Here is a 20,080-nt window from a genome sequence, read left to right on the forward strand (position 1 = left end):
ATCCGTCTAGGCTCGGGCCATGACCGCCGATCCGTTCATCGTCCCCCTCGAGCGCCTCCGCACCAGGACCTCCGCGAAGTGGCGCCACTACGAGCCCGACGTGCTGCCGCTGTGGGTCGCGGAGATGGACGTCGACCTGGCCGACCCGATCCGCGAGGCCCTCGCGCGCGCCGTCCGCGACGGCGACATGGGCTACCCGGGGTCCACGCCGTACGTCGAGTCGTTCGCGGCGTTCGCGGAGCGGACGTGGGGATGGCGGGTGGACGATGCGCGCGTCACCCCGGTGGCGAGCGTGATCGAGGGCTACGTGGACGCCCTGGTGGAGCTGACCGACCTGGGCGGCGAGATCATCGTCAACCCGCCGGTGTACCCGCCGTTCTTCCTCTACCTGCGCCAGGCCGGCCGCGAGATCCGCGAGGCGCCGCTGGGCGCGGACCTGCGGCTCGACCTCGACGCGGTCGAGCGCGCGATGGTGGAGGCCACGTCGGGGGGCCGCCGCGCCGCCTACCTGCTGTGCAACCCCCACAACCCGGGCGGCACGGTGCACACGCGCGCCGAGCTCGAGGGCCTGGCGGCGCTGTCGCAGCGCTACGGCGTGCGCATCGTGTCCGACGAGATCCACGCCCCCCTCACGTTCCCCGGCGCCGAGTTCACGCCGTACCTCGAGGTGGACCCGACCGGGATGGCGCTGCACGCCGCGTCGAAGGCGTGGAACCTCGCCGCGGTCCCGGCCGCGCTGCTCGTGGGCGGCCCGGACGCGGCCGGCTTCGACTCCCACCGCGCGGGCAAGCACCACGGCCCCACCCACCTCGGCGTGATCGCGCAGACCGCGGGCTACGCGGAGGGCGGCGAGTGGCTCGCGGGGATGCTCGCGGCGCTCGACCGCAACCGGTTCCTGGTGCGGGACCTGCTCGCGGAGCACGTGCCGCAGGTGCGCTACACGGTGCCCGAGGGCACGTACCTCACGTGGCTCGACTTCGGGCAGCTGCTGGGCGACGAGCCCGCGAACGCGCTGATCGACCACGGCCGCGTCGCGCTCAACAACGGCCCGTACTTCGGCACCGGCGGCGCCGGGCACGCGCGCATGAACATCGCGACGTCGCCGGCGATCCTCGAGGAGGCCGTGCGCCGGATCGCGACGGGGATCGCGCGGGCTCAGGACGCGGGGCTGTCCCAGGTGAGCGTGTAGCGGTACATCGTCTCGCGGCGGTACGCGGAGCCGGGCAGGACTCGCTCCGCGGCGCGGCGCACGTCCCGGTACGAGTGCGGCGCGGGCCACACGCACGCGCAGCCGTGGTCCCAGTAGCCCCGGAACAGCCGGTGGAACTTCTCGAGGATGCTCGCCCACACGTCCCGAGGCAGGTCCTGAGGCCAGCTCGCGTTCGCCATGCCGACCACGAGCAGGCGGCCTCCGGGGGCCACGAGGGCCTTGAGCCGCTCGAGGCCCTCGTCGAGCTCGAGGTGGTGGAGCACGGCCGATGCGGTGACCACGTCGAACGTGCCGGCCGGCTCGGTCATGCCGTCGCCCACGAGGTAGGTGATCGACGACGACGCGACGGGGGCGTCCGTGGGGGAGTCGAGCAGGTCGACCGTGTGCCCCTGCGCGCGGGCGCGGGCGATCGCGGCGGGGTCGGAGTCGATCGCGGTCACCGCGAGGCCCCGCGAGGCGAGGCGCCGCGCGAGGTAGCCCTCGCCGCAGCCGACGTCGACGGCCGTCCGGGCGCCCTCGGGCAGGGTGCCCAGCAGGGGCGCCATGTAGTGGATGTTGTAGTTCCAGCGCTGGTGGTCGGGCCGCTCCGTCGCGGCGTCCGGCTTCTGCTCGCTCATGACGCACCATCATCCCTCACGCCGCGTGGGACCCCGGCCGTGGCCGTGCGAGAATCGCGCCCGTGACTTCGGGGACGTCGAGGCTGGGGCGCGCCGCGGGCGCCGCCTCCCTGTCGACGTTCTCCGCGCTGGCGCTGCACGTGCTCGCGGGCGGGCACACGCCGTCCGCGCTGGCCGTCGCGGCGCCGCTGCTGGCCGCGTTCGCGATCGCGTTCCAGCTCGCCGGGCGCCCTCTCGGCCGCTGGCGCCTCGGGTTGGCTGTCGCCGCGAGCCAGGTCGCGCTCCACACCACGTTCTCCCTCGGCTCCGCCCACGGCCCGCACCTCACGGGACACGTGGGCCACGACCCCGCCGCGATCTCCGCGGCGCTCGACGCCGCGCCCCTGCACGCGCACGCCGGCGCCATGCCGTTCGCGCACGTCATCGCCGGGGCGGTCACCTATGCGGGCATCCGCCGCGCGTCCTCCCTGGTGACGGCCCTGCACGCGCTCGCCGCGCTGCTCGTCCGGGTCCTGCTCGCCGGGCTGCGCATCGCCGCCGCGCCCGTGCTCGCCCCGGCCCCCCGCATCGTCCCCGCGCCGCGCGCGCCCCGCGCCGTCGCCTCCGCGCTGCTCGCCTCCCTCCCGAGCCGCGCGCCTCCCGCGGCCGCCTGAGCATCGCATCACCGCGGCCTCACGGCCGCCTTCTCAGGAATGCCCGCGCGCCCTCGCGCGCCCCCACCACAGGAGAGTCATGTTCACCCGTCCCCGCTTCCTCGCCACCGCCGCCACCGTGATCGCCGCCGCCGCGCTCGCGGGCTGCTCGTCCGACGCCGTGCCGTCGGGACCCGAGCTCACGGTCACCGACCCGTGGGTCAAGACCGCCGCCCCCGAGGACATGATGTCGGCCGCGTTCGGCACCCTCACCAACACCACGGACCACGACGTCACCGTGGTCGCCGCAACCTCCGACGTCTCGCCCGAGATCCAGCTCCACGAGGTGGTCGGCGGCCAGATGCAGGAGAAGGACGGCGGCCTCACCATCCCCGCGGGCGCGTCCCTCACGCTCGAGCCCGGCGGGTTCCACCTCATGCTCATGGGCATCCCCGCGGCGATCGTCGCGGGCGACGAGGCGACCTTCACGCTCGAGCTGTCCGACGGCGAGACGGTGACGTTCACCGCGACCGCGAAGGACTTCGACGGCGCGAACGAGAGCTACGGCTCCGGCATGGACATGAGCGCCTCGCCGGAGCCCTCGGAGGGCTGATGCCCGCCGCCGACACCTCCGGCCTCAGCCGGCGGCGGCTCCTCCTCGGAGGGGCCGCCGCCGGCGCGGGAGCCGCCGTCGCGCTCGGGGCGGAGCGCGCCGGGCTGGTCCCCGGCGCCGCCCCCGAGCCGGCCATCGATGCCGCCGGCCTCAACGGGGAGCGCGTGGTGCCGTTCCACGGCGCGCACCAGGCCGGCGTCACCTCCGCGCCCGGCGCGCATGCCACGTACCTGGCCTTCGACCTGCTGGCCGGGACCGATCGCGACCGCCTTCGCGCGTGGATGCGCCTGCTCACGGACGATGCGGCACGCCTCACCCAGGGTCGCGGCGCCCTCGCGGATCTCGAGCCGGAGCTCGCCGTGAGACCCGCGGGCTTGACGGCGACCTTCGGGCTCGGCGTCGAGGCCGTGCGGCGCGCGGGCGCCGCGGTGCCCTCGTGGCTCGGCCCGCTCCCCGCGTTCCCGGAGATCGACGCGCTCGAGGCCCGCTGGTCCGGCGGCGACGTCCTGGTGCTCCTGCACGGCGACGACCCGACCGCGATCGCCCACCTCGCGCGCATGCTTGTGCGCGACTCGCGCACCTTCGCGACCCTGCGGTGGCGCCAGGCGGGCTTCCGGCGCGCCTACGGCTCCGACGCGTCGGGCACCACGATGCGCAACCTGTTCGGCCAGGTCGACGGCTCGACCACCCCGCAGCCGGGCGACGAGGCGTTCGATCGCGCCGTGTGGGCCGGCCCGGAGGCGCCCGCGTGGCTGCGCGGGGGCACGTCGCTGGTGCTGCGGCGCATCGCGATGAACCTCGAGGGCTGGGACGAGGTGGGCCGCGAGGGCCGCGAGGCCGCCGTGGGGAGGCGGCTCGCCGACGGCGCGCCCCTCACCGGCGGCTCCGAGCACGACGCGATCGACCTCGACAAGAAGGATGCGTCGGGCTTCACCGTCATCAACCCGGTCGCGCACGCGGCGAGCGCGCATGTCGCGGACGCCGGCGCGGGCATCGTGCGCATGGGCTTCAGCTACGACGACCCGGTCGAGGCCGGCGCGGTCGACGCCGCGGGCCGCCCTGCCGTGTCCAACTCGGGCCTGCTGTTCGGGTCGTGGCAGAGGGACGTGGACGCGCAGTACGTGCCGATGCAGCGGCGCCTCGCCCGGGCGGACCTGCTCAACACGTGGACCACGCCCATCGGGTCGGGCGTGTGGGCGATCCCGCCGGGCTGCGAGGAGGGCGGATTCGTCGGCGAGACCCTCCTCGGGTGACGCGGCGCGTGGGAGCATGACCGGATGACGGCCCGCGTCCTCCTCCTCCACGGTTATCAGCACCTTCGCCCGCGCGACCACTGGATGTGGTGGCTCGCGGAGGAGCTGCGCGCGCGCCGCGTCCCCGTCCAGTACCCCCAGCTGCCCGCGCCCGGCGATCCCGTGCTCCGGGACTGGAGCGCCGTCGCCGCCGGGGAGCTCGAGATGCTGGGCGGCGGCGAGCGCATCGTCATCGCGCACTCGCTCGGCACCGTGCTGTGGCGTCACCTCGAGGCTCACGGCGCCGCGGCCGATCGCGTGCTCCTGGTCGCGCCGCCGGGCCCCGAGCGGCTCGGGGCGATCGGCGACTTCGCGGCCGCCGCCAGCGCGACGCTCCGCGACGGGGCGACGATGGTCGCCCGCGAGCGCGACCCGTACCGCGACGGCCCCCTCGAGGCGATCGCCGACCGCTGGGGCGCGCCCGGCGTCGTCCTCCCCGGCGCCGGGCACCTCAACGTCGACGACGGGCACGGCGCGTGGCCGTCGCTGCTCGGGTGGACCCTGACGGGGGAGACCGAGTGGCGGCTCGGGGAGGGCGCCCGTAGCCTCGACGCATGAGCACAGCGTCGTGGTCGGCACCCGCCGCGGACGTGTCCCTCCCCCTCGACCTCATCCGTGAGCTCGTCGACCGCGAGCACCCGGACCTCGCCGACCTGCCGCTCGGCGACGCGTACGAGGGATGGGACAACGTCACGGTCCGGCTGGGGGACGCGCTGGCGGTGCGCGTGCCGCGCCGCGCGCACGCGGCCCAGATGGTCGAGCGCGAGCACGTGTGGCTGCCGCGGCTCGCGCCCGGGTGGGGCTTCCGGGCTCCCGTGCCGACGCGGCTCGGCCGGCCGTCCGCGGAGGTGCCGTGGGCGTGGGCGATCGTGCCGTGGATCCCCGGCGAGCGCGCGTACCACGCGCCGCTCAGCGCGCGCGGCGCGGCCGACCTGGGGCGGGCCCTCGCCCGCGTCCACGTGCCCGCCCCCGACGATGCGCCGCGCAACCCGTACCGCTCCCCGCCGCTCGAGGAGCGCGCCGAGCGATTCGACGACCGCCTCGAGCGCATCGTCGAGACCGGGATCGCGCTCGACGCGGACCACGCGCGCGTGCAGTTCCACGCCGGCGCCGTGCGCCCGCGCCCCGTCGAGACGTGGGCGCACCTGGACCTGCACGGCGCGAACGTGCTGAGCGTGCGCGGCCGGCTCGGGGGGATCGTCGACTGGGGCGACCTGGGGGTCGCCGACCCCGCGACCGACCTGGGGCAGGCGTGGTGCCTCGTGGGCAGCGCGCGCATGCGGGACCTGCTCAAGGGTTACGGCGACGGGGTGGTGCCGCGCGACGAGGCGACGATGCTGCGCGTGCGCGCGGAGGCGGTCGCCTTCGCGGTGACGCTCGCCGCCCTCGACGACGAGCCGTACCGCGCGGCGGGCGTGCGCGCGCTCGTCGACCTCGAGGTGGCGTCCTAGGACCGTGGTGGGTCAGGCGCCCATCTTCTGGAGGAACGGCTCCAGCTCGACCCAGTTCTCCTCGTCGGTGCGGTCGTCGCGCCACAGGGCCATGTACTCGGCCTTGGTGGTCTCCGACGCCTCCTCCCACACGCGGATCGCGTGCGCGAGGTCGAAGTGCCAGTAGCCGACGATGCGGAAGTGGGTGAGCGGGAGGCCAAGCTCGCGACGCAGCATCTGCCGGATCGCGCGCGACTCCTTGGCCTCGCACGCGACCCACACGTAGGAGGCCGCGGCCGGGGCGAGCAGGCCGTCGGCGAGCTCCGCCAGCGCATCCTTGAGCACCGAGGCACGCATCCCGTTGCCCGCGAGGCGCCAGTCGATCGTCGCGGTCGCCGCGGTCGGCAGGTCGCGCGCGTCGGCCATGTCGGACAGCTCGACCACGACGTGGAAGACCTCGTCGGCCGTCGCCTCCGCGAGCACGCGCGCGATCGCGGGCAGCGCGGTCGCGTCGCCGACCAGCACGCGCACGCCGGCGCCGTCGGGCACCTCGTAGTAGCCCTTGGAGTCGGACACCTCGGTGCGGTCGCCGGGACGCGCCGTGCGGGCCCAGGTCGCACCCGGGCCGTCGCCGTGAAGGAAGACCTCCATCTCGAAGCCGTCGGGGGTGTGACCGCTCACCGTGTAGTGGCGCGCGCTGTGGCCGTCCGCGTCCGCCGTCTCCGCGCCGACCTCGACGTGCACGCACTCGTCCGGGGTGCCGTCGGACACCCACGCGGCCGGATCGTCGAGCCTCAGGCCCACGCGCACCATGTGCGCCGTGACCTGCTCGACCGTGGTGATCGTGGCGGCGTGGACCGTCTCCATGGGGCTCCGTTCGCGGGATCCACGCGGGCCGGGGCGCCCGCGACGTAGGTGAGGCTTGCCTCACCGATGCAGTGTACGACAGATCCGCAACGACGACGTTTCCTAATTCAATTGCGCGAAATGCCGGGCTCACGTCGTTATGCGGCCCTATCGTGTGCCCGTGGCCTTCACACCCCTGCACACCGCGCGACTGGTGCTCCGCCCCTTCACCGAGGAGGACGCGGAGGACTTCGCCGCGCGCCGCTCCGACCCGGAGACCGCGATGTACCAGGCGTGGCGCGTCCCCTACTCGGTGGAGAAGGCGCTCGAGGTGATCCGCGAGAGCGAACGTCACGACGGCCCCGTGCCGGGCCACTGGTTCCAGCTCGACGTGCAGCGTCTCGCCGACGGCCGCACGGTCGGCGACGTCGCCGTGTACCTGCACGACCACGGCCACACGGCCGAGGTCGGCTACACGCTCCACACGTGGGCGCGCCGCAAGGGCTACGCCACCGAGGCCACCACCGCGATGATCGACTACCTCGTGGACGTCACGGGCGTCCACCGCATCGAGGCGGCCACGCACCCCGACAACTCGCGCTCCATCCAGGTCCTCGAGCGGCTCGGCTTCCGCGCGGAGGGCGTCAAGCGCGAGGCGTTCTGGGTCGAGGACGAGGTCTCGGACGACGCGATCTTCGGCCTGCTCGCGAGCGAATGGGTCGCGATGCGCGCCCTGCCGGCCCCCTGATTCACGGAATCTTCACACACGCGACGCGGGACGCTTCACACGCGCACGGCGGCGACGTCACCGCATCGTCCGCCGGCCTGGGGCGCGGCGCGACGTTCACGCTGTCCCTCCCGGCGCGCCGCCCCCACCAGGCGTGACGTCGTCACGCGGCGCCGCTAGGGTGATCCGCATGCTGCCCGACGCCCGTGCCACCCTCCCCCTGACGGTGCCGGACGAGACGGTCCGCGCGCTCATCGACGACCAGTTCCCTCACCTCGCGGACCTCGAGCTGGGGCGCCGCTACACGCTCGAGGACCACTTCGCGATCCGCATCGGCGACCACCACGGCGCGCTGTTCCCGCGGCTCGGGGCCGACGACCCGCTGTTCGCGCGCGCCGCCGACGTCCTCGCGCCCCACCTCGACCGGTGGAGCTTCCCCGTGAGCGCCCCGATCGAGACCGGGCGGCCGGGCCACGGCTTCCCGTTCCACTGGGCCCTCGTCGACTGGGTGTCGGCGTCGACGGCCGCGTTCGTGCCGCTGCACGCGGACTCGGCGCGCGACCTCGGCTCCGCCCTGCGCGAGGTGCACCGCCCCGCCTCCGCCGACGCGCCGCTCAACCCGCTCACCGCGCGCGGCCTCGCGAGCCTCGTCGACGACTGGGAGCGCCTGCTCGTGTTCGCGTCCCTGCGAGGCGCCCCCGAGAACCGCGTCCTCGACGTCGAGGCGACCGACGCGCTGTTCCGCGTGGGCGTCGCCGCGCCCGTCGACGTCGAGCCCCGGTGGACCCACGGGCGCCTCGAGCCCCGCTCGATCCAGTCCGACCGCGGCCGCTTCGCCGGCATCCTCATCTGGCACAGCTTCGGCGCGGGCGACCCCGCCGCCGACCTGGGCGGCGCTGCCACCGTGGTCCCGCTCGAGATGCGCGACGAGCTGTACGCCGGCTACGGCGAGGTCAGCGCCCCCACCGCATGGCGCGCGCAGTCGTACCAGCTGCTCGCCGCGATGCGGCACATCGAGATCGACGACCCGTTCCTCGCGCGCATGGCGTGGGAGCGGCTGCTCGAGCTCGGCCTCGCCCACGAGGCGTAGCGCCCGCCGGGCCGTCGCGCCCGGCCGCCCCGTGCATCGTCCACCGAAGGACGCCGGTCCTGGCCGTCCGCCCACGTAGGTGAGAGAGTGGGCCGCATGGACATCTTCGAGACCCCGCTCCCCGGAGTCGGCGTCCGCTACGAGTTCACCGCGGAGGGAGGCGACCACGTCGGCGTGGTCGTGCGGCGCGACGGCAAGCGCGACATCGCCCTGTACGACCGGGAGGACCCGGACGCCTGCCGCGGCACCGTCGAGCTGTCCGAGGGCGACGCGGGCCGGCTCGCCGAGCTGCTCGGCGGCACCAACATCATCGCCCGCCTCGAGGACCTGCGGCACACCGTCGTCGGCCTCGCGATCGAGTGGGTGACGATGCCCGCGGCCGGCGGGCTCGTGGGCCGCTCGCTCGCGGAGGGCCGCATCCGGACGCTCACCTCGGCCTCCGTCGTCGCGGTGATCCGCGGCGACCAGGGGATCCCCGGGATCGAGCCGTCCTTCGTCTTCGAGCCGGGCGACACCGTCCTGGTGATGGGATCCGACGAGGCCGTGGACCGCGCGGCCGACATCCTCACGGGCTGATCGATGATCGCCGCGACCGCACCCGAGACGGGCCTGCGCGTCGTAGCCGCGGGCGCCTCCGTGGGACACACGGCGACGGTGCTCATCGAGCTGGGGATCGTGTTCATCGTCCTGTCCCTGCTCGGGCGGCTCGCGGGGCGCATCGGCATCCCCTCCATCCCGTTGTACCTGCTCGCGGGCCTGTGCATGGGCGACGGCGGGTTCATCCCCATCGACGCGGGCGAGGAGTTCCTCGCGACGGGCGCCCAGATCGGCGTCGTGCTGCTCCTGCTGCTGCTCGGCCTCGAGTACTCGCCCGACGACCTCCGCGTGGGCCTGCGCACCACGTGGCGCGCCGGCCTGCTCGACCTCGCGCTCAACGCGATCCCCGGCTTCGCCGTCGGGCTGCTGCTGGGGTGGTCGGCCACCGCATCGGTCCTGCTCGCGGGCGTGACCTACATCTCCAGCTCGGGCATCATCGCGCGCCTGCTCGACGACTTCGACCGGCTCGCGAACCGCGAGACCCCCGTCATCCTCAGCCTGCTCGTCATGGAGGACATCGCGATGGCGGTGTTCCTGCCGATCCTCGCGGTCGCGCTCGTCGGCGCGACCCTCGCGCAGGGCGCGATCGCCGCGGCCGTCGCGATCGGCATCGTCGCGCTCGCGTTCCTCACCGCGATGCGCTTCTCCCACCAGGTGTCCACCGCGGTGCACTCCCACTCGCGCGAGCTGCTCGTGCTCACGGTGCTCGGCCTCGCGTTCCTCGTCGCCGGGCTCGCCGAGGCCGTCCAGGTGTCCGCCGCGGTCGGCGCGTTCCTGCTCGGCCTGACCCTGTCGGGCAACGTCGCCGACCAGCTGCGCGGCGTCATGCCTCCCCTGCGCGACGTGTTCGCGGGCATCTTCTTCGTGTTCTTCGGCATCACCATCGACCCGCGCGACCTGGGGCCCGTGCTCCTGCCGGCGCTCGCGCTCGCGCTCGTCACCGGCGTCACCAAGATCGTCACGGGCGTGTGGGCGGCGAGGCGCGCGGGCATCGGTCCCAAGGGCCAGTGGCGCACCGGGCTGTCGCTCATCCCGCGCGGCGAGTTCTCCATCGTGATCGCGGGCCTCGGCGTGTCCGCCGGCGTGCAGCCGACGCTCGGCCCCCTCGCCGCGGCCTACGTGCTCACGCTCGCGGCCGTGGGTTCCGTGCTCATGCGCTTCGCGGACCGGATCCGGTCGCCGCTGAAGGCCGCCGCGCCCGCGTCACGGCCGCGCCCTGCCGTGTGAGACGATGTGCCATCGTTCCCCCGGGGGGTGCCAGCGGGACGATGCGCCGGCCACGTCGCGCAATTGGAGTGGCGTCCGCGTGACGTCGCGCGAGAGCTCATCCCCCTGTGAGGTTCCCACGTGCTCACCCCCTATCGGGGCATCCTCGCCCTGCCCGGCGCCCGCGCGTTCACCGCGTGGGGCCTCGTCGCGCGCATCCAGATGGGTCTGACCGGCCTCGCGACGTTCCTGCTGGTGCAGATCGAGTACGGGCGGTACGAGACCGCGGGGCTCGTGGTCGCGGCGATCGCCGTGTCGTCGTCGATCGTGTCGCCGCAGGTGGGGCGGCTCGTCGACGCGTACGGCCAGTCGCGCGTGCTGCGGATCGGGTACGCGATCGCGATCGTCGGGCGCGTCGCGCTCGTCGCGGCGGCGCTGACCCACCAGCCGCTGTGGGTGCTCCTGGTGCTCACCCCTCTGTTCGCGGCGGGCGGCACGCAGTCGACGCACACGCGCGCCCGGTGGACGCACATCGTCCCGGACAAGGACGCGCTCAACACCGCGTTCTCCCTCGAGTCGGCGCTCGAGGAGGTGCTGTTCGTGGCCGGCCCCGCGCTCGCCACGATCCTCGCGACCCAGGTCGCGTCCTGGCTGCCGTCCGCGATCGCCGTCGTGTCCCTCGCGATCGGCGGCTACGGCTTCCTCGCCCTCAGGGCCACCGAGCCCCCCGCCCGCCGCGCCGACGCACGCCGTCACCAGGCGGGACGCGAGGCCTCCACGGCGCTCGTGGTCGACGGCACCCTCGAGCGCATCGGCCTGCCGCCGAAGCCGCGCGCGCGGCGCCGCATCCGGGGCGCGCTGCGCGGCCACCTGCTCGTCACCACGCCCGCGCTCATCGTCACCACCGTGATCTTCGGCACGCAGGGCGCGATGTTCGCCTCGGTCGACGCCGCGACCGTCGCGTTCGCCGAGGAGCTCGGCATGAAGGACCGCGCGGGTCTCGTGCTCGCCGTGTGGGCGGTCGGGTCGCTGGTCGGCGGGCTCGCGTACGGCTCGCGCGTGTGGTCGCGCACCCTCGCATCCCGCCTGCTGTGGGGCGTGTCGGTGACGGGCATCGGCGCGGTGTCGTTCGGCTTCGCGCCGAGCCTCGGCGTGCTCGCGGCGCTCATGTTCCTCACGGGCCTGGCGATCGCGCCGACGATGGCGGTGGGCGACGGCGTCACCCATGCCCTCGTGCCCCGGACGCGCCTCACCGAGGGCATGACGTGGACCCGCACCGGCATGGACATCGGCATCGCGGCGGGCGCATGGCTCGCCGGCGCCGTCATCGACCGTCACGGGTCCGCGGGCGGGTTCCTGGTCACCGCGTGCGCCGGCGTCGCGGGCGTGCTCATCGCCGTGGCCGCGTGGCGCTACCTGCGCGCCAAGCGGGCCTACGAGGAGACGATCACGCGCGACAAGGACGTGCTGGTCCCCGCCTGACCTCCATACTGGGCTGGTGATCCGTGACGCCAACCCGGCCGCCGATGCGGCCCGCCTCGCCGACATCTACAACCACTACGTCGCCGTCGACACCGCGACCTTCGAGACCGACCCCGTGTCGGCCGACGAGATGTGGGCACGCATGGAGCGCCTCCAGGGGCGCGGCCTCCCGTACCTGGTCGCCGAGCGCGACGGTGTGGTGGTCGGGTACGCGTACGCGGGCCCGTACCGCGACCGCGCGGCGTACCGCCACACGCTCGAGGCCACGGTCTACCTCGACGCGTCGGTGCGACGCGGCGGCGTGGGGACGGAGCTGTACACGGCGCTTCTCGCGCGGCTGCGTGGGCTGGAGGGCTCGGAGCATGCGCCGGTGCGCTCGGTGCTGGGCGTGATCGCGCTGCCACACCCGGGCTCGGTGGCGCTGCACGAGCGCTTCGGCTTCACCCACGTGGGCACGATCCGCGAGGCGGGCTACAAGCTCGACCGCTGGATCGACGTCGGGATCTGGCAGCTCACCCTCTGAGCCAGTCCAGCCCGCCGCGCGTACGTGCCTCCAGGGGAGGTCGCAGGTACATCCACCTCTCGAACGCGGTGTGACGACGCTGACCGAGGGTAGCGGTGCGGATGTCGCTCACCCGGACGCCCGCCAGCAGGAGTGCCACGGCCCGATCCACGTTCTCGGGGGCGCCGCTTCGCGAGGGGCTGTGAAGAAGATCGAGCGCGGTCTGGACCCGGGTCGCGACGCGCGGCTCGCACAGCTCGCCACGCATCGTCTCCAGGACCGGGCCACCGGGGCCACGCGGCATCGCGCCCGGCAACCACGTGCGGGCCAGCCCTTTGCGCTCGGCCCGCTGGTGGAACACGATCGTGATGCCGACGGGCGCCAGGCGCAGCGGTGCGACCTGGCGCGGGACCGTCACGTGCACCGCGCCGGCGGGGAGCGGTGCGGCTCCGTGGAGCGCGGCGGCGGACATCGCCGACACGTAGGGCACGATGCGACCGAAGCGCATCGCGGCCACGAGCCACGCGGCCTCGACCGGGTGGGGGCGCCAGTCGCTCGCCGCTCCGTCCGGCACGGCGAGATGCAGCCCACGGCCGATCGTCAGCACCCGGCCCTCCGCGCGCGCACGGCGCAGCCACGCCTGCGGCCATCGCACCCACCGCGCAAGCTCGGGTGTCCCGAACAGGGGGAAAGCCGCGGGCGCCGGCGTGCCAGCCGGTCGCCCGATCAGCCGTTCCCACGCATGAGCGCGCGCGAGCCTCACCGACACCGGCTCGGGCTCCACCCCGATCATCGGCCACGCCGGATTCACCATCGCCATCCCTCCACGCCTCGACCGAGGCGGGGACTCCACCGCGATCCGCCGTGGATGGCTCCCCGTCACTCTCCGATTTCACGTGATTGCGAACGCCCGGAGGGCGTTCTCCACAGGCGAGGGCGGTCCGGGCGTCCTTGTGATGAGCCACGAGGGACCTGGGGACATCGGCCCTAGGCGACAGAAGTGCGCACCGTGCGCTGGCATCGTTCCTACTAGAGTGCGAACTACCCCGCCTCGGCCCGAAGGCCGGGAGCCTCCTCGAGCCAAGCGCTCGGGGCGCGGGCGAGCCGTGGCCACCCGGTCGTCGCGTGGGGGACGTTCGCAAGCCCGTGAAATCGGCGAGCGGCGTGGCGCACACCATGGCGTGTGCTCCGGGGGTTGCGTGGCGCGCAGCGACGGGCGCAGGCTGGGGCGCATGGGTGTGCTGAGCTGGTTCGAGATCCCCGCCTCCGACCTCGCCCGCGCGACCGCGTTCTACGAGGCCGTCCTGGGTGTGGCGCTCGTGCCGGAGGACATCGGGGATGGGATGCCCAAGTCGCTCATCCCCGACGGCGGCCGCATGGTCGGCTCCGTCGCGTTCGGAAGCGACTGGAAGCCGTCCGCCACCGGGCCGGTCCTCTACCTGGACGGCGGCGAGGACCTCCAGGAGATGCTGGACCGCGCGGTCGCGGCCGGCGGCACGGTGGTCGAGCCCAAGCAGCCCGTCGACGCCACCTCGGGCTTCTGGGCGCGCTTCCGCGACACGGAGGGCAACATCCTCGGGGTGCTGTCGCCGCGCTGACCCTGTTGCGCACAAGCGGCCTACCAGGCCACACTGGGCGCCGAGCCTTGAGGGGGGCCAGTGATGAAGAGCGTGCTGAGGCGCAACGATGCCGGATTCTCGATGGTGGAGCTGCTGGTGGTGATCGCGATCATCGCGATCCTCGCGGCCGTGGCCATCCCGCTGTACCTGTCGCACTCGCACAAGGCGAACGACGCCGCCGCGCAGTCCGACGCGATGAACCTCGGCGCGATGATCCGCTTCGCGTACGACGAGAGCGACACGGCCGTGACCGTGAGCACGGACGGCACCCACTACACGATCAACGGCAAGCCCGTGCTCGGGATGTCGCCCGGGGTCGAGCTCGTGACGTGGAAGGGTGGCGCGATCGACAACTGGTGCGTGCAGCTCAAGCACCCGAACGGCGACAAGGCGGTCGACCCGGGCGTGCGCTTCGACGCGAAGAACGGCTACGTGGAGAACGCCGCCTGCCCGTGAGACGCATTCCGCCGGCCCGGCCCCACGAGGGGACCGGGCCGGCGGGCGGGGGCGTTACGCGCGGACCGCGCGCGTGGCCGCCATCATGTGCTCGAGCGACGCGGTGGTCTCCGCGTACGCGCGGGTCTTGAGGCCGCAGTCGGGGTTGACCCAGAGCTGGCGCCCCGGGATCGACGCCTTGGCGAGCGACAGGAGCTCGGTGATCTCCTCGGTCGACGGCACGCGCGGCGAGTGGATGTCCCACACGCCCGGGCCGATCTGGCGCTCGTAGCCGTGGCCCTTGATCGCGGGCAGCACCTCCATGCGGGAGCGCGCCGCCTCGATCGAGGTGACGTCGGCGTTGAGGCCGTCGATCGCGTCGATGATCTCGCCGAACTCGGAGTAGCACAGGTGGGTGTGGACCTGCGTGTCGTCGAGCGCGCCCGCGGTCGCGAGGCGGAACGAGTTCACCGACCACTCGAGGTAGGCGGGCTGGTCGCGCTTCTTCAGCGGCAGCAGCTCGCGCAGCGCGGGCTCGTCGACCTGGATGATGCCGATGCCGGCCGCCTCGAGGTCGCGGACCTCGTCGCGGAGCGCGAGCGCCACCTGGTTGGCGGTCACCCCGAGCGGCTGGTCGTCGCGCACGAACGACCACGCGAGGATGGTCACCGGGCCCGTGAGCATGCCCTTCATCGGCTTCTCGGTGAGCGACTGCGCGTACGCGGTCCACGCCACCGTCATGGGAGCGGGGCGCGTGACGTCGCCCCACAGGATCGACGGCCGCACGCAGCGCGAGCCGTACGACTGCACCCAGCCGTTGACGGTCACGGAGAACCCATCGAGCAGCTCCGCGAAGTACTGGACCATGTCGTTGCGCTCGGCCTCGCCGTGGACGAGCACGTCCAGGCCCAGCTCCTCCTGCAGCGTCACGACGCGCGCGATCTCGGCCTTCATGGCCTCCTCGTACGCCGCATCGTCGATCTGACCCTTGGCCCACGCGGCGCGCGCCTTGCGGATGTCCTGCGTCTGCGGGAACGAGCCGATCGTGGTGGTCGCGAGCTCGGGCAGGCCGAAGCGGGCGTCCTGCGCGGCGGCGCGCACGGAGTACGCGGTGCGGTCGAGGTCCGCCGCGGTGACGGCGGCGAGCGCCTCGCGGACCTCGGCCTTGTTGGTGCCCGGGTGCGCCTTGCGCGAGGCGAGGGCGGCGCGGGTCGCGGCCAGCGCATCGGCCACCGCCTCCTCGCCCTGCGTGCGGGCCGTCGCGAGCGTGACGACCTCGCCGACCTTCTCGTCGGCGAACGCGAGCCAGTTGAGCAGCTCGGCGCCCAGGTGCTCCTCGCCCGCGAGGGTGTGGGGCACGTGGAGCAGCGACGTCGAGGTCGACACGGCGACGGTCGCGCCGAGCGCCTCGATCTCGGCCGCCTTGCGCAGCGCGGCGTCGAGGTCGGTGCGCCAGATGTTGTGGCCGTCGACCACTCCGGCGACCACGGTCACGCCCGACAGGTCGGCGCCGGAGGGCACGGTGCCGCGGACCAGGTCGACGCCGATCGCCTCGACGCCCGAGCCCGTGAGCACGGGGAGCGCGTCGTCGAGCGAGTTGTAGGGCGCGGCGACGAACAGCTGCGGGCGGTTCGCGAGCGCGGCGAGCGAGCCGTAGACCTTGGCGGCGTTGGCGAGGACCTCGTCGCGGGGGGCGTCGATGTCGGCGACCAGGATCGGCTCGTCGATCTGGACCCACGGCGCGCCCGCGGCAGCGAAGGCCTCGAGCAGGTTGCCGTAGACCTCGAGGACGTCCTCGAGGCGGTCGATGGGGCGGAAGCCCTCGGGCGCCTCGTCGCTCGGCTTGGACAGGTACAGGAACGTCAGCGGGCCCGTGATGACGGGGCGGGTGACGAAGCCGGCCTCCTTGGCCTCGACGAACTGGTCCACCCAGCGCGTGCTCGACAGCGCGAAGTGCGTCTCGGGGCCGATCTCGGGGACCAGGTAGTGGTAGTTCGAGTCGAACCACTTGGTCATCTCGAGCGGCGCCTTGTCGCCGACGCCGCGGGCGATCGTCGAGTAGCCGGCGAGGTCCACGGCGCCGTCGGCGTCGCGGAGGCCGGCGAAGCGCGTCGGGACGGCGCCGAGGGTGACGGCCGCGTCGAGGACGTGGTCGTAGAACGAGAAGTTGCTCGGGATCGAGGCGTCGTCCGCGCCGAGGCCGAGCTCGGCGAGCCGGGCGACGGTGGCGAGGCGGAGCTCCTTCGCGGCGGCCTCGAGCTCGGAGGCGCTCGTCGCGCCCTTCCAGAACGACTCGAGCGCCTTCTTCAGCTCACGCATTCGGCCGATGCGCGGGTAACCCAGGATGGTGCCACCGGGGAAGGCGTGCGCAGGGACGGAGACAGTGTTCTGCTCAGACATGATTCCTCATGGAGGTTGTTGCGCGGCGGGCTCGCCATTGCGCTTGGTCGATGCGGATCGCACCGAGTTGCGCAGACAGAGTATCCGGAGAGCGGACCTTTCGCCAGAGGTCAAGTCCATTTTCTGGACAAGTCGTCCCAGTCCGTGGACGCCGGGGGCGGCTACGCGTCGCGCATCTCGACGACCGCGATGACCGCCCCGGTCCGGCTGACGCGCTCCCCGTGCCCGCAGATCTCCATGCCGAGCCCCTGGTAGAGGGCGATGTTCCCCTCCTCCGCCGCACGCACGGTGCAGGTGAGGCCCGCGAGGCCCGCGGCGCGCGCATCGTCCCGCAGCGCGCGCACGAGGGCGCCGGCGAGGCCCCTGCCGCGCAGCCCCGGCTCGACCCCGAGGCGCCCGAAGTACCGCAGCCCCGCGTCGGTGGGCTGATGCTTCGCGACGGCCACGACGGCCCCGTCGACGCGCACGACGGCGAGCCGGATCCCCTGGGCCAGCTCCGCGCGGAGCGTCTCAGGCGTCTCGAGCATCACGCCCGCGGTCTCGCCCTTCGCGGTGTACTCGTCGAAGGCACGGTGCATGACGGCCATCGCCTCGTCGGCGACCTCCGGCCCCGCGTCGAGTTCGATCGCGAGGGTGTCGGTCACGCCGTGACGGCGTCGGCGCCGGCCTCGACGAGGGCGACGGGGACGCCGGCCTCGACGGTGCGCGACACGGTGCAGGACCTCTCGTGCGAGGAGCGCAGCGCGGCGGCGATGCGCTTGCGGGCGGCGTCGCCCTCGGCGCCCTCGGGGAACGCGAGGTCGAACAGGACCTGGATGTTCTCGAGGATGTTCGCGCCGTCCTCGGTGACGTAGTCGGCCGAGGCGGTGACGTCGAAGCGCTCGGGCTCGGAGCGGCGCGACGTCATGACGTCGACGTCGATCGACGAGCAGCCGGCGATCGCCGCGAGCAGGAGCTCGACGGGGCTGAGCAGCCCCTCGCCGCGGCCGAAGCGCAGCTGGTCGCCCTTGGCGTTGGTGGCGATGTAGACGCCCTCCGACTCACGGCCGAGGGTCACGGTGCGGGACGAGATCTCACGGGTCATGCGTCGATGGTCGCACGTCCGCGGGGGCACCCGGTCATGCAGACCGGCCCGGCGGGCGCGACGGGCGCGGGACGATGCGGCGCGGCCTCAGTCGCGCACGAGCCGCATCGCGTCGACCAGCTCGAGCGCCGCGCGGTGCTGGTTGAACGTGATGACGTGGATGCCGGGCGCGCCCGCGTCGAGGAGCGCACGCGACAGGCGCGCGGCGTGGCGCACGCCGGCGGCACGCGCCGCGTCGGCGTCGCCGGCGCGCTCGGCGGCCTCGAGCTCGGCGAACAGGTCGTCGGGCGTGCGCACCCCGGTGAGCTCCTCGGCGCGCACGGCGCGGCGCACGCTCACGAGCGGCATGACCTCGGGGATGACGGGGATGGTCACGCCCTGCGCGGCGGCGTCCGCCACGAGCGCGACGTACTGGTCGACGCCGTAGAACACCTGGGTGATCGCGAAGTCGGCGCCCGCGTCGCGCTTGGCGCGCAGCACGTCGATGCCGGTCTGGCGGAACCGCTCGATCGCGTGCTGCGCCGGGAAGGCCGTGACCGCGACGCTGAGGTCGCCGACGCCGTGGGCGTGGGCGACCTGGCGCAGCAGCGTGACGAGCTCGGACGCGTAGAGCAGGCCGTCGGGGTGCGGGCGCCAGTCGGTCTGGCCCTGCGGCGGGTCGCCGCGCAGCGCGAGGAAGTCGCGCACGCCGTCGGCGAGGTACGCCTCGATGACCTCGATGAGCTCGGCGCGCGACTGGTCGACGCACGTGAGGTGCGCGAGCGGCGGGATGGTGTGCTGCACCGCGAGCCGGTGGACCACGCCCCGCGACGTGCCGCGCGTGGTGCCCGAGGCGCCGTACGTGATCGACATGAAGTCCGGGCCGGTGGCCGCGAGGCGGTCCATCGTCTCCTGGAGGGTCGACTCGGCGGCGGGGGTGCGCGGCGGGAACAGCTCGTACGACAGGGTCGGACGGCCGGCGGCGAGGAGGTCACGGATGGTCATGGCGCGCTCACGATACCCGGCGCCGCGGCGCCCGGCCAGAGCGGATGTCCCCGACCCCCGGCGCGGACGGATCTGTCCCCAGATGCCGCAAACCGGGCCCCGGCGGTCGGACCGCGGCGTCAGACTGGTCCCATGATCACCGAGACGAACGACCTCGTCCGCTGCTTCGGCGCGGGCGACCCGCTGTACGAGCGCTACCACGACGAGGAGTGGGGCCTGCCGGTCCACGGCGACGCCGCGCTGCTCGAGCGGATCGTGCTGGAGGGCGCCCAGTCGGGGCTCGCGTGGATCACCATCCTGCGCAAGCGCGAGGGCTACCGGCAGGCGTTCGCGGGCTTCGAGCCCGAGGCGATCGCGGCGTTCCGGGACGCCGACGTCGAGCGGCTCATGGACGACGCGGGCATCGTGCGGAACCGCCGCAAGATCGAGTCCGCGATCGTCAACGCGCGCGCGACGGTCGCGCTGCAGGAGGCGGGCGGGAGCCTCGACGCCCTGTTCTGGTCGCACGCGCCCGAGCCACGCCCGGCCGCGCCGGCCGCGTGGTCGGAGGTGCCCACCTCGACGCCCGAGTCCGTCGCCCTCGCGAAGGACCTCAAGAAGGCCGGCTTCGTGTTCGTCGGGCCGACCACCATGTACGCGGCGATGCAGGCGTGCGGCCTGGTAGACGACCACATCGCGGGATGCGTGGCCGCGCGCGGCTAGGTCGCTCGCCGGGCCTGGGCCCGCTTTGTCCACCGCTGTATCCACTTGGTGTGGATATATCCGGTTCGGCGCGTGATGGTGTCGGCAGGCGCGATCTCAGCAGTACGCCCGGCGATGACGCTCGATGGCGTCATCGAGCAACGCCTCGACGATGCGCTTGTCGGCGGGCAGCCACGGCACGTCGCGCCAGCCACCGGGTTCGAGCCACCGGAGCTCGTCGTGGTCCTCGAGGGGTCGCGGCTCGACCTCGGCGCCGTCGGCACCGGGCAGGATCCGCGCCCACCACACGCGCATGACGAGCCGCTCGAGGTCGGCGTCGCCGGGGCGCAGCATCCACACGGGGGCGTCGCCGCACGCGTCCTCGACGCCGTGGCCGTCGTCGGGGCCGAGCACCTCGTCGCCGATCTCGACCTCGACACCGAGCTCCTCCCGGAGCTCCCGGCGCAGGGCCGCCTCGGCGGTCTCGCCGCGCTCGACCTTGCCGCCAGCGAACTCCCACAGGCCCGCGAGCGCCGACGGCGCGCTGCGCCGGGCCGCGAGCAGGCGGCGCGGCGCGTCGAGCGAGTCGGTGATCGCCGCGGCGACCACGAGGCGCGTGTTGACGGGCATGGC

General features: G+C 73.9%; 23 protein-coding genes. 15 read left to right on the plus strand and 8 right to left on the minus strand.

All coding sequences use genetic code 11. The features are described 5' to 3' along the window. The first annotated feature begins 19 nt into the window (after positions 1–19). Positions 20–1,189, plus strand: coding sequence for a MalY/PatB family protein (locus AOM04_RS13645; protein ID WP_062465335.1), 1,170 nt, complete (start codon positions 20–22; stop codon positions 1,187–1,189). Here AOM04_RS13645 and AOM04_RS13650 read toward each other — a convergent pair. After that, on the minus strand, positions 1,156–1,827 hold the full coding sequence (locus AOM04_RS13650) for a class I SAM-dependent methyltransferase (RefSeq protein WP_062465336.1): 672 nt from the start codon (positions 1,825–1,827) through the stop codon (positions 1,156–1,158). The two genes, AOM04_RS13645 and AOM04_RS13650, sit on opposite strands and share 34 nt — an antisense overlap. A 62-nt stretch (positions 1,828–1,889) precedes the next feature. On the opposite strand from AOM04_RS13650, the gene AOM04_RS13655 reads away from it, so the two are divergent. The 5 genes from AOM04_RS13655 to AOM04_RS13675 all read left to right on the plus strand — a co-directional run bounded on the left by AOM04_RS13655 (position 1,890) and on the right by AOM04_RS13675 (position 5,815). Continuing rightward, on the plus strand, positions 1,890–2,480 hold the full coding sequence (locus AOM04_RS13655; protein WP_062465337.1) for a hypothetical protein: 591 nt from the start codon (positions 1,890–1,892) through the stop codon (positions 2,478–2,480). A gap of 79 nt (positions 2,481–2,559) precedes the next feature. After that, a complete protein-coding gene (locus AOM04_RS13660) occupies positions 2,560–3,072 on the plus strand; it encodes a copper chaperone PCu(A)C (RefSeq protein ID WP_062465338.1) in 513 nt (170 codons plus the stop codon). Then, positions 3,072–4,325, plus strand: a complete 1,254-nt coding sequence (locus tag AOM04_RS13665) for a Dyp-type peroxidase (protein ID WP_062465339.1) — start codon at positions 3,072–3,074, stop codon at positions 4,323–4,325. Before AOM04_RS13660 ends, AOM04_RS13665 begins: the two co-directional genes overlap by 1 nt. Before the next feature lie 24 nt (positions 4,326–4,349). Next, positions 4,350–4,922 carry an RBBP9/YdeN family alpha/beta hydrolase gene (locus AOM04_RS13670; protein WP_062465340.1) on the plus strand — a complete coding sequence of 191 codons (573 nt, stop codon included), beginning with the start codon at positions 4,350–4,352 and terminating at the stop codon, positions 4,920–4,922. Next, entirely contained in the window at positions 4,919–5,815 is an 897-nt protein-coding gene (locus AOM04_RS13675) for a phosphotransferase (RefSeq protein WP_062465341.1), read from the plus strand. The genes AOM04_RS13670 and AOM04_RS13675 overlap by 4 nt, the downstream gene beginning before the upstream one ends. 12 nt (positions 5,816–5,827) lie before the next feature. Here the strand turns inward: AOM04_RS13675 and AOM04_RS13680 are convergent, their stop codons facing one another. Continuing rightward, complete coding sequence (locus tag AOM04_RS13680) at positions 5,828–6,661, minus strand: siderophore-interacting protein (protein WP_062465342.1); 834 nt, start codon at positions 6,659–6,661, stop codon at positions 5,828–5,830. Between the two features lie 160 nt (positions 6,662–6,821). On the opposite strand from AOM04_RS13680, the gene AOM04_RS13685 reads away from it, so the two are divergent. The 6 genes from AOM04_RS13685 to AOM04_RS13710 all read left to right on the plus strand — a co-directional run bounded on the left by AOM04_RS13685 (position 6,822) and on the right by AOM04_RS13710 (position 12,265). Continuing rightward, a complete protein-coding gene (locus AOM04_RS13685; RefSeq protein ID WP_062465343.1) occupies positions 6,822–7,388 on the plus strand; it encodes a GNAT family N-acetyltransferase in 567 nt (188 codons plus the stop codon). A gap of 169 nt (positions 7,389–7,557) precedes the next feature. Beyond that, positions 7,558–8,457 carry a phosphotransferase gene (locus tag AOM04_RS13690; RefSeq protein ID WP_062465344.1) on the plus strand — a complete coding sequence of 300 codons (900 nt, stop codon included), beginning with the start codon at positions 7,558–7,560 and terminating at the stop codon, positions 8,455–8,457. A gap of 96 nt (positions 8,458–8,553) precedes the next feature. Next, a complete protein-coding gene (locus AOM04_RS13695) occupies positions 8,554–9,033 on the plus strand; it encodes a cation:proton antiporter regulatory subunit (RefSeq protein WP_082104669.1) in 480 nt (159 codons plus the stop codon). A gap of 3 nt (positions 9,034–9,036) precedes the next feature. Further along, positions 9,037–10,281, plus strand: a complete 1,245-nt coding sequence (locus tag AOM04_RS13700; protein ID WP_082104670.1) for a cation:proton antiporter — start codon at positions 9,037–9,039, stop codon at positions 10,279–10,281. Between the two features lie 120 nt (positions 10,282–10,401). Further along, on the plus strand, positions 10,402–11,742 hold the full coding sequence (locus AOM04_RS13705; protein WP_062465345.1) for an MFS transporter: 1,341 nt from the start codon (positions 10,402–10,404) through the stop codon (positions 11,740–11,742). A 16-nt stretch (positions 11,743–11,758) separates the two neighbouring features. Next, on the plus strand, positions 11,759–12,265 hold the full coding sequence (locus AOM04_RS13710) for a GNAT family N-acetyltransferase (protein WP_062465346.1): 507 nt from the start codon (positions 11,759–11,761) through the stop codon (positions 12,263–12,265). Here AOM04_RS13710 and AOM04_RS13715 read toward each other — a convergent pair. Beyond that, positions 12,255–13,007 (minus strand): type IV toxin-antitoxin system AbiEi family antitoxin domain-containing protein, encoded by a 753-nt coding sequence (locus AOM04_RS13715; RefSeq protein ID WP_156160760.1) that lies wholly within the window; start codon positions 13,005–13,007, stop codon positions 12,255–12,257. The two genes, AOM04_RS13710 and AOM04_RS13715, sit on opposite strands and share 11 nt — an antisense overlap. Positions 13,008–13,476: 469 nt before the next feature. On the opposite strand from AOM04_RS13715, the gene AOM04_RS14855 reads away from it, so the two are divergent. Both AOM04_RS14855 and AOM04_RS13725 read left to right on the plus strand, forming a co-directional pair. Continuing rightward, positions 13,477–13,842 (plus strand): VOC family protein, encoded by a 366-nt coding sequence (locus tag AOM04_RS14855; RefSeq protein WP_062465348.1) that lies wholly within the window; start codon positions 13,477–13,479, stop codon positions 13,840–13,842. Between the two features lie 63 nt (positions 13,843–13,905). After that, positions 13,906–14,319 (plus strand): prepilin-type N-terminal cleavage/methylation domain-containing protein, encoded by a 414-nt coding sequence (locus AOM04_RS13725; protein ID WP_062465349.1) that lies wholly within the window; start codon positions 13,906–13,908, stop codon positions 14,317–14,319. A gap of 54 nt (positions 14,320–14,373) precedes the next feature. On the opposite strand, the gene metE is transcribed toward AOM04_RS13725, so the two are convergent. The 4 genes from metE to AOM04_RS13745 form a co-directional block, all read right to left on the minus strand. After that, positions 14,374–16,698, minus strand: a complete 2,325-nt coding sequence (gene metE, locus AOM04_RS13730) for a 5-methyltetrahydropteroyltriglutamate--homocysteine S-methyltransferase (RefSeq protein WP_062465350.1) — start codon at positions 16,696–16,698, stop codon at positions 14,374–14,376. Positions 16,699–16,859: 161 nt separating this feature from the next. Next, a complete protein-coding gene (locus AOM04_RS13735) occupies positions 16,860–17,342 on the minus strand; it encodes a GNAT family N-acetyltransferase (RefSeq protein ID WP_062465351.1) in 483 nt (160 codons plus the stop codon). Continuing rightward, positions 17,339–17,782 (minus strand): OsmC family protein, encoded by a 444-nt coding sequence (locus AOM04_RS13740; protein ID WP_062465352.1) that lies wholly within the window; start codon positions 17,780–17,782, stop codon positions 17,339–17,341. The genes AOM04_RS13735 and AOM04_RS13740 overlap by 4 nt, the downstream gene beginning before the upstream one ends. A gap of 87 nt (positions 17,783–17,869) precedes the next feature. Next, on the minus strand, positions 17,870–18,766 hold the full coding sequence (locus AOM04_RS13745; protein WP_062465353.1) for a methylenetetrahydrofolate reductase: 897 nt from the start codon (positions 18,764–18,766) through the stop codon (positions 17,870–17,872). A 132-nt stretch (positions 18,767–18,898) separates the two neighbouring features. On the opposite strand from AOM04_RS13745, the gene AOM04_RS13750 reads away from it, so the two are divergent. Further along, positions 18,899–19,468 carry a DNA-3-methyladenine glycosylase I gene (locus AOM04_RS13750; protein ID WP_062465354.1) on the plus strand — a complete coding sequence of 190 codons (570 nt, stop codon included), beginning with the start codon at positions 18,899–18,901 and terminating at the stop codon, positions 19,466–19,468. A 96-nt stretch (positions 19,469–19,564) separates the two neighbouring features. Here AOM04_RS13750 and AOM04_RS13755 read toward each other — a convergent pair whose 3' ends face one another. Continuing rightward, positions 19,565–20,077: a (deoxy)nucleoside triphosphate pyrophosphohydrolase gene (locus tag AOM04_RS13755; RefSeq protein ID WP_062465355.1), complete on the minus strand. Its 513-nt coding sequence runs from the start codon at positions 20,075–20,077 to the stop codon at positions 19,565–19,567. Positions 20,078–20,080 lie beyond the last annotated feature (3 nt).

It is taken from the genome of Demequina soli (genome assembly GCF_000971195.1).
GTDB lineage: Bacteria > Actinomycetota > Actinomycetes > Actinomycetales > Demequinaceae > Demequina > Demequina soli.